The organism is Nakamurella sp. GG22 (genome assembly GCF_052976845.2).
Genome location: NZ_JBRIIO020000005.1, coordinates 58,212 through 71,203, shown reverse-complemented (window position 1 = coordinate 71,203; position 12,992 = coordinate 58,212). Strand labels below are relative to the sequence as shown.

The window sequence follows — 12,992 nt, the reverse complement described above, 5'->3', positions numbered from 1 at the left end:
TCGATACCTAGGCCGCGCGTTGTCCGTCCACCCGTTGGCGCACGCTGTCCGGTCCTTCCGCACGCTGCAGAGCAATCCAATCTTGGCTACCCCACCAGCTCGAACGCTCTGCCCTGAAAGCGGCGGCGGGGTCACGCGTCCCGGCGGCTGATGGCGATCCAGCCCGCCAACAGCGCGGCGCAGGTCCATACGGCGGTCACACCCAATCCGGTCAACGGCCCAATCGGGCCGTCCGGGTATTGCTGGATCACGAGCCGGCCCGCTTGGTTCGGCAGAAAGCTGCCGATACCGGACACGAAATCGGTGAAGATGAACGGAACGAGGAGCAGCAACGGGATCAGCAGGCTCAGCACCGCCACACCGCTGCGCAACAGGGCGGTCAGGCCGGCGGCGAACAGGGCCATCAACGCGAGACAGATGCCACCGCCGACCGCGGCCCGAAGTGCGCCGTCATCGGCGATGCCGATGCCGGCGTCGCCGAGCAGGGCCTGGCCGAGCAGCAGCGTGGTGAATCCGGACAGCAGACCGACGGCGAGGGCGACGCTTCCTGTCATGGCTATCTTGCTGACGTAGAACAGACCTCGCTGAGGGACTGCGGACAGCGAGACGCGAAGCGCGCTGTGGTGAAACTCCTGCGACATCACCACTGTGCCAAAGCTGATGGCCGCAATCTGACCGAATGTCAGTCCGTAGAAGGAGAGCTCCAGCGGGTCGAAGTCCGGGGACTGGACCTTGGGATCGTTGACCAGGATGCAGCCAAGTGCGCCGAATCCGACGGTGACAACAAAGATGGCAACCAACGCTCCGACGATGGCACGGAGGGACCGCGTCTTGATCCACTCCGAACGGACGACTGCAAGAGTCGTCATGGGTCAACCCCGCTTCTCAACGGTCGGTGACCCTGCTGCGAATTCCGTCTGGTCGGTCGTGAGATCCAGGTACGCCTGCTCCAGCGACATGTGTTCATCGACGAGCTCGAGGAGCGGTATGCCTTCGATGGTGGCAATCGCGCCCACTGCTTCGGCCTGGACCCCCGCCACTGTCTGGCTTCGGTCGTCACTTGCGGAACCGTCCTTCAGGTCAATCCCCCGATCGGCCAGCGCTGCTCTCAGGCGTTCTGGTTCTGCACTGCGAACCCGCACTCGGGAGGCTCCGCGGGACTCGATGAACTGTTGCATCGACATGTCAACCAGTAATCGACCCTTTGCCACAATCACCAAATGACCGACGGTCAGGGCTGTCTCAGTCATCAGATGACTGGACACCAAGACCGTCCGACCGGCTGTGGCGAGTTCACGTAGCGTTTCGCGCATCCAGCTGATGCCCTCCGGATCGAGCCCATTGGTCGGCTCGTCGAACATCAATACGGCCGGATCGCCGAGCAGTGCCGCTGCGATTCCCAGTCGCTGCCGCATTCCGAGGGAGAACGTCTTGATTCGTCGTTTCCCGGCCGCGCCGATCCCGGACTGGTCGAGTACCTCGTCCACCCGGCCTCGGGGAATGTCGTTGGTGACCGCGAGAGCTCGTAGATGGTTGCGGGCGGTGCGGCCACCGTGCGCGGCCTGTGGATCGAGCAATGCGCCGACCTCCCGGAGCGGCTTGCTGAAGGAGGCGAACGGTCGGCCGTCAATCATTGCTGACCCTGAGGTGGGACGGTCCAGGCCGAGTATCAACCGCATGGTGGTGGACTTTCCGGCACCGTTCGGGCCGAGGAAGCCGGTGACCCGACCGGGGTGCACCGCGAATGTCAAGTGGTCCACCGCTCTGGTGCGACCGTACTGCTTCGTCAGTTCTCGGATCTCGATCGTGGTCATGACGTCACTGTCGCGGTCCCTCGCGGCCATTTCATCCCCCTCGCGTGGGTTCGGTATCCCCCGCGCGGGGGAGCCGTTGCAGGACCGCAGGCTGGCACGATGTCGTGGTGCCCCGGTTGCTGCGCCCGCTGACCCGCGCAGTCACCTATACCAGGTGGTTGCACCTGTGCATCCCGCTCGCCATTGTTGCGATCTGGCTGTTCATCGATCGAGATGGGCCATATCTGCTGGCCATACTGATTTTCCCGGTCGGCCTCATTCCGGCGGTGCGTACGGCTGAGGGCCTGCAGGCACAATTCCTGCTGACACCGGACAAGCGTGGTGGACCCGACAAGTCCATTGTCGCTGCTCCGGCCGCCAGCTGGGCGGACCGGTGGCGCACCGTTGCATGGCTGGAACTGAGACTCCTGTTGGCCGGAGCGACACTCGTGGTGACCATCTGGCTACCGATGCTGACCGTTGACCTGGTCGCCCTCGCGACCGGGAACCGGGCCGTCAACTTCCTTCGCGATGTCGAGCCGCATTGGTGGTTCGGACTGCTGGTCCCGGTTTGCGTCCTCATCGTTGTCGCCGGCGTTGTCGCCCTTGGTCAGCTCGTCACCACCCTGGCACGGTTGTTCCTCGGTCCATCCCCGGCGCAGCGGCTCGCTGCCCTGGAGGAACGCAATGAACAGTTGCTCGAGCGCACCCGCATCGCCCGGGAGTTGCACGACTCGATCGGGCATGCGCTCACCATCGCCGTGATGCAGGCCGGTGCCGCTCGGGCCGCAGATGATGCGGCTTTCACAGATCGCGCGCTGTGTGCCATCGAGGAAACCGGCCGGGCTGCGTTGGAAGAGCTGGATCGGGTGCTCCGAGTGCTGCGGGACTCAGCGGAGTTGGCGTCGCAGCGGCCCACCCTGGCCGAAGCCGGTCGGCTGCTGGACTCCGCCCGCACGTCCGGTGCACAGATCGATGCTGACGTCTCCGACGGGCTCGAGCGAATCCCAGCTGTGGTTTCACAGGAGGGATATCGAATCCTGCAGGAAGCGCTGACCAATGCGCTTCGACATTCCGGACCGGTGCCGGTCTACGTCAGGATCATTGTCGCTGACGGGCAACTCGACATGGAAGTGTCGAATTCACTGACGGGGCCGACCATCCTCGAGGACCACAATGCAACCGGTCTGCGTGGCATACGTGAACGCGCCGCCCTTCTGGGTGGTCACGCGGTGACGGGTCAGCAGGGCGGGAAATGGACGGTATCCGCCACACTCCCGTTGCATCAGGGCAGCAGCTGACGTGACAGCAAGGCCCATCACCGTTCTGCTCGTGGACGACGAGCCGCTGGTCCGCGCTGGTCTGCGGGCCATCCTGGAGTCAGAACCGGACATCGAAGTGGTCGGCGAGGCCGCCGATGGAGCGGCTGTCGTCCCACTCGTTCGTCAACTGCGTCCCGACGTCGTTGCGATGGATGTGCGAATGCCGCTGCTGAATGGCATCGAGGCGACTCGCGCCGTTGTGCGAACCCTGGAGAACCCGCCGAAGATCCTGGTCATCACCACATTCGAGAACGACGAGTACGTCTACCAAGCGTTGCGGGTCGGCGCAAACGGCTTCCTCCTCAAACGAGCTCGGCCCGCTGAGATAGTTCATGCCGTGCGGCTGGTGATGGTTGGGGACTCCCTGCTCTTTCCCAGCGCACTGCGTCGACTCGCAGCCGAGTACGGCAACAGGTCCGCCAGGCAGAGAGTGGATCGAGCGGCTCTCACCGCACGCGAGGCGGCCGTCTTGCGGCTGATGGCCCGCGGACTGTCCAACGCCGACATCGCCGCGCAGTTGATGATCAGTAGCGAGACGGTTAAGTCCCATGTCAGCTCGGTGCTGGGCAAGCTGAGTGCCCGGGATCGAACGCAGGCGGTGATCGCCGCCTATGAATCGGGCTTCGTCGCACCAGCTGATGATTGAGACACAACATCAACCGTGCGGTCCCGCCGGACGGCCTGATGCGGTGCTTCGCCGATTGACGGTGGAGTGCCGGCGGGATCTTGACCATCGCGTCGCCGACTTGGTGTGCGGGTCCGTCATCAGCGAGCGGGGGTTACCACTCGGTCCGGCGGCTCAAGTCGATCCCGGGCCGAGGTGACGAAGGTCTGGTAGCACGACCCGGGAGACCCTGTAAGGGATCAGCTCAGTAACGGTCCGCGGCGGAGGCAGCGGCTACCAGTCGGGGACCGCCTGACTGATGGCCTCCAGATCATCACGAAGTGCGCGCACGCGGTCTGCACCGAGGATCGCGGCCAGCCGCTGCTCAATCTCGGGCACGAGATCCTGTGCGACAGCGATGACGTCACGCCCCCGGTCGGTCGGGACAGCCAGCTTCGCCCGCCGGTCGCGGGGGTCGGGGACCCGGGCCACGAACCCGTGTGTCTCCAGATATCCCACCAACTCCGCCATTGCCTGCTTGGTCATCTGGGCGCGCTCCGCGAGAAGCGCAACTGTCGTTCCGTCGTCATCGAGGTATTGAAAGACCGCCCCATGGGCTGGACGAATGACCTCATAACCCCGTTCGGCGAGCCGAACAAAGACCAAGTCGTTGAGTGCGATGAACGCCTCTCTCATCAGAACGGCCAGGTTGGCGGGCCGGGGGCGCCCGAAAGTCATCGGAATTCGCGTTGACATCGACAAGTCTCCTGTCTAGTCTCATAGATATGGACATGCTACCTGTCGAAAAGACCAATGCGACCGAGGTGCTCCGAGTGGGCTCCGAACTAGCCACCGTGCTCGCCACCACCCACGAGACCAACGGAGACCTCTTCGCCGTCGAACTGCGGATGCCCCCGGGCGGCGGACCACCCGTCATGCACCGCCACGCACCGAGCGAAATCTACCGAGTCCTGTCGGGAGAGTTCACCTTCTATCTCACCGAGTCCGACGGCGCCACCACCCGCCGCGTGGCACGCGCGGGCGAGACGGTCACCCTGGCCGGGAACACTCCGCACACCGTCCGCAATGAATCCCTGGAGGATGCGGTCGCCTTCCAGGTGCACGCGCCCGGCGGACCGATGGAGGGATTCATCCGCAGCGCCGCGGAACTGGCAGCCGACCATACGCCGACCATCGAGGAAGTCCTCGCGATCGCCGAGCGCAACGGCATCGAACTGCTGGGGCCGATACCTGACGTCGCACCGAACTGACGGTTGCTGAAGGAGAAATTGGAGATGCCCACTGGCACCACGGCCGTTGATGCCACCACCGGGACCAGGAGAGTGCCTGGGATGGTGACGACGGCGTCTACTGGGCCGCGCACCACGAGCTCTTCGAGGCCTCGCTGGCGCGTTACCAGCCCGCGTTCCTCGCGGCCGCAGCCATCAGTCCTCATCATCGGGTGCTCGACATCGGTTGTGGCACTGGCGTCTCCACGCGTGCGGCTGCCATGGCCGCGCACAAAGGGCACGCGCTGGGCGTCGACCTTTCCCACCAGATGATCAATGTCGCGCGTCGCCTCGCCGTACAGGCCGGACTGCTCAACATCGATTTCGTCCGAGCCGACGCCCAAGTCCACCCTTTCGGAACCGGGACGTTCGACCGCGTCATCAGCCGCACCGGAGCAATGTTCTTCGGCCGCCCGGACGTTGCCTTCGCCAACCTGCGGCGCAGCCTGGCACCGGGGGGTCGGCTGGCTCTCCTGACCTGGCAGTCGCCCGACCGCCAGGAATGGGTCGGCGCCTTCGCCCAAGCCCTCACCGGCTGTACACCACCGGTACCCCCAACAGACCGCTCCGGCCCCTTCTCCCTCAGCGATCCCGATCGAGTGCAAGCGCTGCTGCACACGACCGGATTCAAAGACGTCGAACTCATTTCTGCCACCGAAACAACGACATACGGACGAACGGTCGAAGAGGCACACGACTTCCTCCTGGGCGTTCTCGGCTGGATGCTCGACGGCCAAGACCAGCGGACACGCGCGAAGTCGGTCGCCGCGCTTCGCAACATCCTGGAAACCCACGAAACCGCGGACGGGATCCGATTTGGATCCACCGCGTGGCTGATCACCGCGCAACGCGTGTAGCCCTCGGGAGCGACCGAACACTCCCGCAGTCAGCAACAAGCCCAACCGAACTCCCCAAAACAAAACCACTCGAACTGGAGCACAGCCCATGCCCAGAACCGCCCTCATCACCGGTGCCACCGGCACCGTGGGGACCCTGCTCGTCCATGCCCTCGCCGGTTCCGGCGTCCGGGCCCGCGCCTTCGTCCGCAACGCCGACAAGGCAAGAACACTGCTCGGTGCCCACGCAGACATCATCGTCGGCGATCTCGCCGACCGGGATGCTCTGCGAGATGCCCTCACCGGGGCGGACGCGTTGTTCCTCGCGTGCGGCAACGTCCCCCAACAGATTGACCTCGAATGTGCGGCCATCGACGCCGCCACATCTACATCCGTACGTCGGGTGGTGAAACTGTCGGCACGCGGCGCCGGCCGTACCGCCAAAGCTGCGGTATGGCGTGGACACGCGGCCGTCGAGGAACACCTCACCGCTACCGATCTGTCAGCTGTGATCCTGCGACCCTCGTTCTACATGTCCAACCTGCTGGCAGCAGCCGAACCGGTGCGCCACTTCAACGCGCTACCGGCAGCGGCCGGCACTGCACCGATCGCCATGATCGACCCCGCCGACATCGCTGCCGTGGCAGCCCGGGCCCTGTTGGACGACACGGTGCCCGCTGGTGTCTTGCACCTGACCGGTCCGGAGGCACTCACCTACTCCCAGGTCGCCCAGCAGCTCTCCGATGTCACCTGTCGCCCCATCAGCTACATCGATGTCCCTCCTGACGACGCCGCCCAGCAGATGCGCACAAGTGGGATCTCCGAGCCCGCAGTGACGCAGATCCTGGAGATCTTCGCCGGGTTACGACGCGGCGAATACGCGACCGTCACCGATGAAGTCCCCCGCCTGACCGGCCGGCCCGCCTCGACGCTCACCCACTTCGTCCGCCAGCACGCGGCGGCCTTCAGCGAGTTGGCGAATCGGTGAACGGCACCTCGATGGTTATCACTCCCGGACTGGCCGGCACCACAGACCACGGCCCCGACCGGGTCAGCGTTGCACACAGGCACCACCACAACGAGCGAAAGGCACCACCGTGTTCACCAAAATCCGCAAACGCGCCCGCGACCATCGCCGACGTGCGGGCATGGAAAGGATGATCGCAGCGGCGAGCACGCGGCAGCGGGACGAACTAATCATCATGGCTCAACGCCAAGGTCTGCTATGACCCCCTCTGCCGTCGCCCGGCCACATCGGCCCTTGGTAGCCGACGATCAACACACATTTCGGCGCGAATGCCTGACCTCGGCCCCGCTCCAGCCGACAACCCGGGTATGCCGAAGCTGCTACACGTTGGTCGAAGGCCCGAAACCATCACGGGGAACCTGCCTTTCAGGCGGCCGCTGCGGACCGCCGCTGCCTGGTCCCCGCCGACGGCCACCACGAATGAGAAACCACCCGGACGGCAAACAGCGCTACTACCTCAACGCCGGCGAAGACCTGCTCGCAATGGCCGGCCTGTACGAACTGTGGCCCGACCCCGAACGTTTCCCGTACGCGGTGCGGTTCGTCGTGTCGGACGAGGGCGGCTTTGTCCCCTCCCAGCTCGATCTACGTCGACGGCGGGATCGTGGGCGCGCGCCTCGGCCGATCAGACGAAGCGCCGGGCCACCACCGCGTAGAGCGGGTCGCCACGGTAACCGTGCTCCGGGGTGCGGAGTGACACCTGCGGTTCGCCGAACCCACCGGTGAGGCGAACGTACGCCGCAGCGATCGCGCAACGCGTCGGCTCGTCGGCGTAAAGCCAGCCGGCCACCGCCTTGCTGGGAAAGAGACGGTTGGAGAACGTCAACACGACGGGCGCGCCAGGTCGCAGCACCCGGGCGGCCTCGCGCAGAACCTCGACAGGGCGGACCAGGTAGTCGACGGACACGCAGCACAGCACCGCGTCGAATGTCGCGTCGGCGAAGGGCAGCGCCGGCTCGGCATTGAGGTCCTGCACGATCCGCTCGGTCGCCATCGGGTTGGCGTCGAGCTCGGCGCGGTTCATGCCCAGCGCCACCAGCTCAGCAGGCGCGGTCCGTAGGTGCGACACCCAGGACGACATCAGGTCCAGGACCCGTCGCGGCTCCCCCGCCGACCCGTCTACGCCAAGCTCGGCGTAGAGGTCGGAGACGGCCGCGGTGGCGCCCGCGTCGATGTGGGTGACCAGGCGGGGCGGCCCGTAGAACGCCGCATCCGGCCGCTCGTCCTCGCGAGCAAAGAAGCCAGGCGGGAACGCCTCGGCGCTCATAGCGCCGTCGCTGCCGCCACAGCGGCCGCGTGGTCGGCCGTCGGGACGACGACGTCGAGAATCGAGGTCTTCAAGTAAGTATCGATCCCGGCGTCGAGCATCCGGACTGCCAGTCTGCCCGCCTTTCCCACGAGGTCGGTCGCCAGCGGGTTATCGTCCACAGGCTCGACCCTATGCCGGTGGACGATGCGTAGGTGTGCCGCCACTGGTGCGCGGTGATGTGCGCCGTCGCGCAACGAGTATGAGATGAAGACCAAACGGAATCAAAGTGCAGGTTGGATAATGACCATCACGCTTTTATTTTCTGGGGCGTCCCGGGGATTAGTTCGGTATAGACGTCTTCGAAGAGGGGCAGGTCGTTGAGCCCGGCCCGAATCCTGGAGCTTGCACTCGCGTAACTGGGTTCGCCGAGAACCTGGAGAATCGCGCTGCGGAGGGAGGCGGCGTCATCGTTCTCGATGCTCCGTTGCGCTGCGACTGCGCCGCCTGCGGGTAGGGCCACTCCTGCCCCGGCGTGGGCGACGCAGGCGGCGTTGGCTGCTTGGTCGGCGAACAGCGGGAATACCACCGAAGGGACTCCGGCCGCCAGCGCGCCCAGGGTGGTGCCCGCTCCGCCATGACAGACCACCAGGTCCGCGTGGGCCATGACGTCGGCCTGATCCACCCATTGCTCGATTCGGACGTTGCTCGGCGGAACTCCAAGCCTTGCGATGTCGAGTTCCCGACCGACTGTCAGCAGCACCCTCACTGGCATGCCCGTGACAGCGTCCAGCACTGCCCGGTACAGCGGCACCATACTGGGGATTGTGGGCGCGACAGTGCCGAAGGTGACGTAAACGAGCGGAGCTGAGTTCCCGGGCCACCAGCCCGGTAGGCCACTCGAAGCTGGTTGCGTGCGGGGCGGTAGCCGGTAACGGCGGGTGTCGGGGAACGGTGACTGGTCCAGCACCTCGGGGAACAGCGTGAGGTACGTCGACCCAGCGATCCGCTGGTGCAGGGCAGGCTGGAAGTCCTGCAACGCCTCTGCGGCTATTCGTAAGGAGCCCGCTTCGCTGGAGGCTAGCCCGTGGCCGACACGGAGATGGGGAATTCCTTGCTCGTCGGCCGCTGCAGCGGACGCAAACTCGGTCGGATCCCGGAGCACCAGATCCGGCATCCAATCCATAAACGTCGCGCGCATCACCGGTAGCAGTGCTCCAGCATTCAACCGGCAGAAGATCTCGCCGATCACAAAGCTCTCGGCGTCGTCGTGCGTCATGGTGGCGACCTGCGCCCAGATCTTCCCGACCTGTTGCTCCGGTGGGGAAGCCCCGACCCGCAGGGGCAGGTTCCGCTGGTCGACCGTTGCTGCGAGCCCGGGCGGGCCGACCACCAGCACGTCGTGACCGCGTCGAAGACTCTCGTCAATCCACGGCACCAAAGGCGTGAAATGCCCCGCACCCCCGGTCGACGCGAACAGAATCTTCATGACCGGGGAGTTTAGGCGAGAGTGCAGCAACAAACGATTGAAATGGTCCGCCTTTCCACAGCCCTGCACACGCGGCCGCAGAATGGGCCGGCACCGCGGCCGCCGTCAGGGTTGACCCGCGACCGCGTGTCGGAGTCGGCCGTGCGATCAGACCTTGAGGTCGTCGTTGTGCGCGACGATCAACCCGCGCACATCGAATTCGCGACCTTTCGGCGCGTCCATCCCCTCGGCCCCGGGGATCTTGGCCGCCACCTTCGGCCAGATCTCGGTGTTGAAGTGGTCGAACGCTTCCTTCGACCGCCAGATCTCCACGATCTCGAACCCGGCATCGGTCGCCCGGGCGATGTGCGCTACCAGCCCGACGTCGTCCTCACCGACGACCTCCATGACGGATGCGTGGGTGGCGTCGTACATCTCGATCGGCGCCGGCACGTCGAAAATGATGTTGTAGGTCATCGACAACGCTCCTCTGGCTTGGGCGGCCGGCCGCTGTTCAGCGGTCGAATGGTGCATTTCATCCTCGGCCGTCCCCGGCCCGGGCACTACCGCCGTACGAGCCATTCCGGCCGCGGTGACGACGCCGTGACGTCGGATCGTCCGTGAAGGTCGCTCGTGAACAGGCGGTGTCGTGACGCATCTTCCTGAGCGCGCTCGAGGCCGACAGCGGCGCCGCCTGCGCGCGCAGCGTCATCGCCGGTGCGGGTCAGAGTCTTGTTCCCTTAGGTTGGCCGACATGAAACAGGTGGTTATCCAGCCGCCGAAGGCTCGGGCAGGAGACCAGATCGCCGTCCTGTCGCCGTCGTTCGCCGCGGCGGGGGCATTCCCCGCTGTTCACGAGCAGGCGATGCGCCGACTCGTCGAACTGACTGGCCTGGTCCCGGTGGAGTACCCCACGATCCGTCAAGTCGGTGCCTCACCCGTGGCCAGGGCGGCGGACATCAACGCTGCGTTCGCCGATCCGTCGATCCGCGCGATTCTGGCCGTCGTCGGCGGTGACGATCAAATCACCGTCATCCCGCACCTTGACAACACTCTGCCCCGTGAAGATCCCAAACCTTTCCTCGGCACCAGCGACAACACCAATCTGCATCACTGGTTGTGGTCCATCGGGGTCGCCAGCTTCTACGGCGGCTCCTCGCAGGTCCACCTGGGGCCCGGATCAGCGGTGGATGACGTCCACGCCCGCTCCCTGCGTGCCGCCCTTCTCACCGGTGAAATCCTCGAGATCACCGATCCTGGCGAATCAGAGGACGTCGGGTTGAACTGGGATGACCCGCGCGCCCTGAAGTTGTTCGGCGACCGTGAACCAACGGAGCAGTGGTCCTGGTTCGGGCCGTCCCGTTCGGTCGCCGGACCCACCTGGGGCGGTTGCCTTGAAGTGATCGAATGGATACTCACCGCCGGTCGGTTTCCATTCGAGGCATCGGTCCTGGACGGCGGGGTGCTGCTCCTCGAGACCTCCGAAAAGTTGTCGCCCGCCCGGAATGTGGGTTGGATCGTCCGAGCACTGGGTGAACGCGGCATCCTGACTGCAGTCGACGCGGTGCTGCTGGGCCGGCCACCGGTGTCCGACTTCACCCGCCGCCCGTCCCGTGACGAGCGGGCTCGGCTGCGAGCGGAGCAGCGAGACGTCGTGGTTGGCGTCATCTCCCAGTACAACCCCGACGCGGTGATCTGCGTTGGCGTTCCGTTCGGCCACACCCGACCCCAATGGATCCTCCCGCACGGCGGCATCATCACCGTCGACGGCTCCGAGCGACGGATTTCTGCGCAGTACTCCTGAGCTGAGGGACAGTTGCACACCAAATCGCGCCGCCCGCACCGGCCACGTCGTGCCCGAACCGCCCAGCCGCCGCCGTGCGGGCACCTCGGCACCGCGGCGTTCCGCCGCGTTCGCACTTGCGCCAACGCGGAGGGTTCTGCGTAGGCGAGGCGTTCTACAACGCTACCTACGAGCTGGCCAAGGTAAACGCTCGGGCGTCTCGCAGCCGGACCGGGCACTGATCCTCGGCGGCAATGCCGCGCGCGTCTTCCGGCTGCTGGATTGATGAATCGGGCCGCCCATGAACTCAGGCGGTCCGGTCAGCATAATTCTGGGTTGGGAATGCACCCTCATTCAGTCACAACCCTACGGTCGAGGCGAAGAATGCGACGGTGCCACTGAAGACACGGCACCCAATGTCAAACCGGGGTCGCCCCGGATCATTGCAATAGGCGTGGTCGTTGAGTGGCAAGAGCGAGCAGGACCAGAACTGCGGCCATGGACATCGCGGCAATGGCGATGGGAGATCGCGCGTCGAAGGCCGTCAAGGTGAGCAGTGGAACCGCGGCCCCGCCTGCAGCGCCGACAGCGACCAGTGCTGATGCTGTTGTCACCGCGACGCGGTGGGACGTCGTGGTGACCGCGACGCCGAGAATCAGCGCGTAGCAGGGTCCACAGGAAATGATCGCGATGCCGATCAAGCTCAGCGAGGCGGCAGTGCTGCGGTCTGCCAGGACGGCGCTCAGTGCCAGCGCGGACCCGGCCACCAGGGAGCACGCCAGTGTGGCAGTGGATGCCCTGAGATGTTTGTTCAGTCGGGTGCCCAAGAGACGTCCGACTGTGATCAGCAGCCAGAAGCCGCTGGTGCCCAGGGCTGCCATGTTCGGGTCGGTGCCGAGCGTGGCGGTGATCGTTGCCGCGGACCAGCCAGCTAAGACGCTTTCCGCGCCCACGTAGAAGAACAGGGCAGCGCCGAGCATCGCCACAGCGCGGGTTGTGCGCGGTGTCGGAATCGCAGGCGCCGCAGGCGAAGCCGACCGTGCGGGCGGAGGCAGTGCCGCGCCGCGGGACCTGATCAGGGCAATGACGTGGACCGCGGCGGCGACGGGCAACGCGAGGCGGGTCAGCCCGATTCCTCCGAGCAGGACAACTGCAATGGGCGTGATGGTGGCGGTCACGCCGACAATGACCGTCAGGAGGGTTAACCGGCGCGGTGTGCCGGCATGGTTGATCAGCCGGGTGACGGCGGTGGCTGCGCTTTCCACGACGCCGAAACCGGCACCGGCAATTCCCGCCGCGACGATGAACCACGCCGGGTTGGCGGCCACGCCCGCCAGCGTCAAACCGACGGCCTGGCCCGCTCCCCCGCAGCCGAGCGCGCTGGTCAGAGTGGCCCGCAGGGCGAGTGCCGGGGCGCAGACGACACCCACGAACAGCCCCAGGAACAGTGCGGGCACCGCCGGGAGCACGGACTCCACGGGGACGACGAATGCTGCTGCGACACCTGGGAGCACAGCGGGGATCACCGCGGCGGTGGCACCCAGCCCGGCGAAATACCAGCCCACGCTGGTGTTGATACGCCGCAAACCTGTTGTCAATGAGGACAAATCGTGCCATCCGGTTT

At 65.7% G+C, this 12,992-nt stretch carries 14 protein-coding genes; 6 read left to right on the top strand and 8 right to left on the bottom strand.

What is annotated here, in order from left to right; all coding sequences use genetic code 11:
* Window positions 1–131 precede the first annotated feature (131 nt).
* Both ACVBEQ_RS07650 and ACVBEQ_RS07645 read right to left on the bottom strand, forming a co-directional pair.
* Window positions 132–869, bottom strand: a complete 738-nt coding sequence (locus ACVBEQ_RS07650) for an ABC transporter permease (protein WP_447152727.1) — start codon at window positions 867–869, stop codon at window positions 132–134.
* A gap of 3 nt (window positions 870–872) precedes the next feature.
* The gene (locus tag ACVBEQ_RS07645) at window positions 873–1,814 is read right to left on the bottom strand and encodes an ATP-binding cassette domain-containing protein (RefSeq protein WP_447152726.1); all 942 of its coding nucleotides are present in this window, start codon (window positions 1,812–1,814) and stop codon (window positions 873–875) included.
* 107 nt (window positions 1,815–1,921) lie between these two features.
* On the opposite strand from ACVBEQ_RS07645, the gene ACVBEQ_RS07640 reads away from it, so the two are divergent.
* Together ACVBEQ_RS07640 and ACVBEQ_RS07635 are read left to right on the top strand one after the other, a co-directional pair.
* Window positions 1,922–3,094: a sensor histidine kinase gene (locus ACVBEQ_RS07640; RefSeq protein WP_447152725.1), complete on the top strand. Its 1,173-nt coding sequence runs from the start codon at window positions 1,922–1,924 to the stop codon at window positions 3,092–3,094.
* 1 nt (window position 3,095) lies between these two features.
* Window positions 3,096–3,761: a response regulator transcription factor gene (locus ACVBEQ_RS07635; protein ID WP_447152724.1), complete on the top strand. Its 666-nt coding sequence runs from the start codon at window positions 3,096–3,098 to the stop codon at window positions 3,759–3,761.
* A gap of 252 nt (window positions 3,762–4,013) precedes the next feature.
* Here the strand turns inward: ACVBEQ_RS07635 and ACVBEQ_RS07630 are convergent, their stop codons facing one another.
* The gene (locus ACVBEQ_RS07630) at window positions 4,014–4,415 is read right to left on the bottom strand and encodes a MarR family winged helix-turn-helix transcriptional regulator (RefSeq protein ID WP_447152723.1); all 402 of its coding nucleotides are present in this window, start codon (window positions 4,413–4,415) and stop codon (window positions 4,014–4,016) included.
* A gap of 89 nt (window positions 4,416–4,504) precedes the next feature.
* On the opposite strand from ACVBEQ_RS07630, the gene ACVBEQ_RS07625 reads away from it, so the two are divergent.
* The 3 genes from ACVBEQ_RS07625 (at window position 4,505) to ACVBEQ_RS07615 (ending at window position 6,832) form a co-directional block, all read left to right on the top strand.
* A complete protein-coding gene (locus tag ACVBEQ_RS07625) occupies window positions 4,505–4,990 on the top strand; it encodes a cupin domain-containing protein (protein WP_447152722.1) in 486 nt (161 codons plus the stop codon).
* A 134-nt stretch (window positions 4,991–5,124) separates the two neighbouring features.
* Window positions 5,125–5,865 (top strand): class I SAM-dependent methyltransferase, encoded by a 741-nt coding sequence (locus ACVBEQ_RS07620; RefSeq protein WP_447152877.1) that lies wholly within the window; start codon window positions 5,125–5,127, stop codon window positions 5,863–5,865.
* Window positions 5,866–5,953: 88 nt separating this feature from the next.
* On the top strand, window positions 5,954–6,832 hold the full coding sequence (locus ACVBEQ_RS07615) for an NmrA family NAD(P)-binding protein (protein WP_447152721.1): 879 nt from the start codon (window positions 5,954–5,956) through the stop codon (window positions 6,830–6,832).
* Window positions 6,833–7,496: 664 nt separating this feature from the next.
* On the opposite strand, the gene ACVBEQ_RS07610 is transcribed toward ACVBEQ_RS07615, so the two are convergent.
* The 4 genes from ACVBEQ_RS07610 to ACVBEQ_RS07595 form a co-directional block, all read right to left on the bottom strand.
* Window positions 7,497–8,138 (bottom strand): class I SAM-dependent methyltransferase, encoded by a 642-nt coding sequence (locus tag ACVBEQ_RS07610; RefSeq protein WP_447152720.1) that lies wholly within the window; start codon window positions 8,136–8,138, stop codon window positions 7,497–7,499.
* The gene (locus ACVBEQ_RS07605) at window positions 8,135–8,299 is read right to left on the bottom strand and encodes a hypothetical protein (protein ID WP_447152719.1); all 165 of its coding nucleotides are present in this window, start codon (window positions 8,297–8,299) and stop codon (window positions 8,135–8,137) included. The genes ACVBEQ_RS07610 and ACVBEQ_RS07605 overlap by 4 nt, the downstream gene beginning before the upstream one ends.
* 128 nt (window positions 8,300–8,427) lie before the next feature.
* Complete coding sequence (locus ACVBEQ_RS07600) at window positions 8,428–9,606, bottom strand: glycosyltransferase (protein ID WP_447152718.1); 1,179 nt, start codon at window positions 9,604–9,606, stop codon at window positions 8,428–8,430.
* 147 nt (window positions 9,607–9,753) lie between these two features.
* Window positions 9,754–10,062: a hypothetical protein gene (locus ACVBEQ_RS07595; RefSeq protein ID WP_447152717.1), complete on the bottom strand. Its 309-nt coding sequence runs from the start codon at window positions 10,060–10,062 to the stop codon at window positions 9,754–9,756.
* A 277-nt stretch (window positions 10,063–10,339) separates the two neighbouring features.
* Here ACVBEQ_RS07595 and ACVBEQ_RS07590 point away from each other — a divergent pair, with 277 nt between their 5' ends.
* Window positions 10,340–11,389, top strand: a complete 1,050-nt coding sequence (locus ACVBEQ_RS07590) for a S66 family peptidase (protein WP_447152716.1) — start codon at window positions 10,340–10,342, stop codon at window positions 11,387–11,389.
* Between the two features lie 419 nt (window positions 11,390–11,808).
* Here the strand turns inward: ACVBEQ_RS07590 and ACVBEQ_RS07585 are convergent, their stop codons facing one another.
* Window positions 11,809–12,966, bottom strand: a complete 1,158-nt coding sequence (locus tag ACVBEQ_RS07585; protein WP_473163167.1) for an MFS transporter — start codon at window positions 12,964–12,966, stop codon at window positions 11,809–11,811.
* Window positions 12,967–12,992: the final 26 nt, after the last annotated feature.

Bases quoted from the DNA above. Each gene is read 5' to 3' on its own strand.
- ACVBEQ_RS07615 (WP_447152721.1), top strand. From the start codon at position 5,954: ATGCCCAGAACCGCCCTCATCACCGGTGCCACCGGCACCGTGGGGACC.
- ACVBEQ_RS07590 (WP_447152716.1), top strand. From the start codon at position 10,340: ATGAAACAGGTGGTTATCCAGCCGCCGAAGGCTCGGGCAGGAGACCAG.
- ACVBEQ_RS07610 (WP_447152720.1), bottom strand. From the start codon at position 8,138: ATGAGCGCCGAGGCGTTCCCGCCTGGCTTCTTTGCTCGCGAGGACGAG.
- ACVBEQ_RS07595 (WP_447152717.1), bottom strand. From the start codon at position 10,062: ATGACCTACAACATCATTTTCGACGTGCCGGCGCCGATCGAGATGTAC.
- ACVBEQ_RS07625 (WP_447152722.1), top strand. From the start codon at position 4,505: ATGGACATGCTACCTGTCGAAAAGACCAATGCGACCGAGGTGCTCCGA.
- ACVBEQ_RS07600 (WP_447152718.1), bottom strand. From the start codon at position 9,606: ATGAAGATTCTGTTCGCGTCGACCGGGGGTGCGGGGCATTTCACGCCT.
- ACVBEQ_RS07650 (WP_447152727.1), bottom strand. From the start codon at position 869: ATGACGACTCTTGCAGTCGTCCGTTCGGAGTGGATCAAGACGCGGTCC.
- ACVBEQ_RS07645 (WP_447152726.1), bottom strand. From the start codon at position 1,814: ATGACCACGATCGAGATCCGAGAACTGACGAAGCAGTACGGTCGCACC.
- ACVBEQ_RS07630 (WP_447152723.1), bottom strand. From the start codon at position 4,415: ATGAGAGAGGCGTTCATCGCACTCAACGACTTGGTCTTTGTTCGGCTC.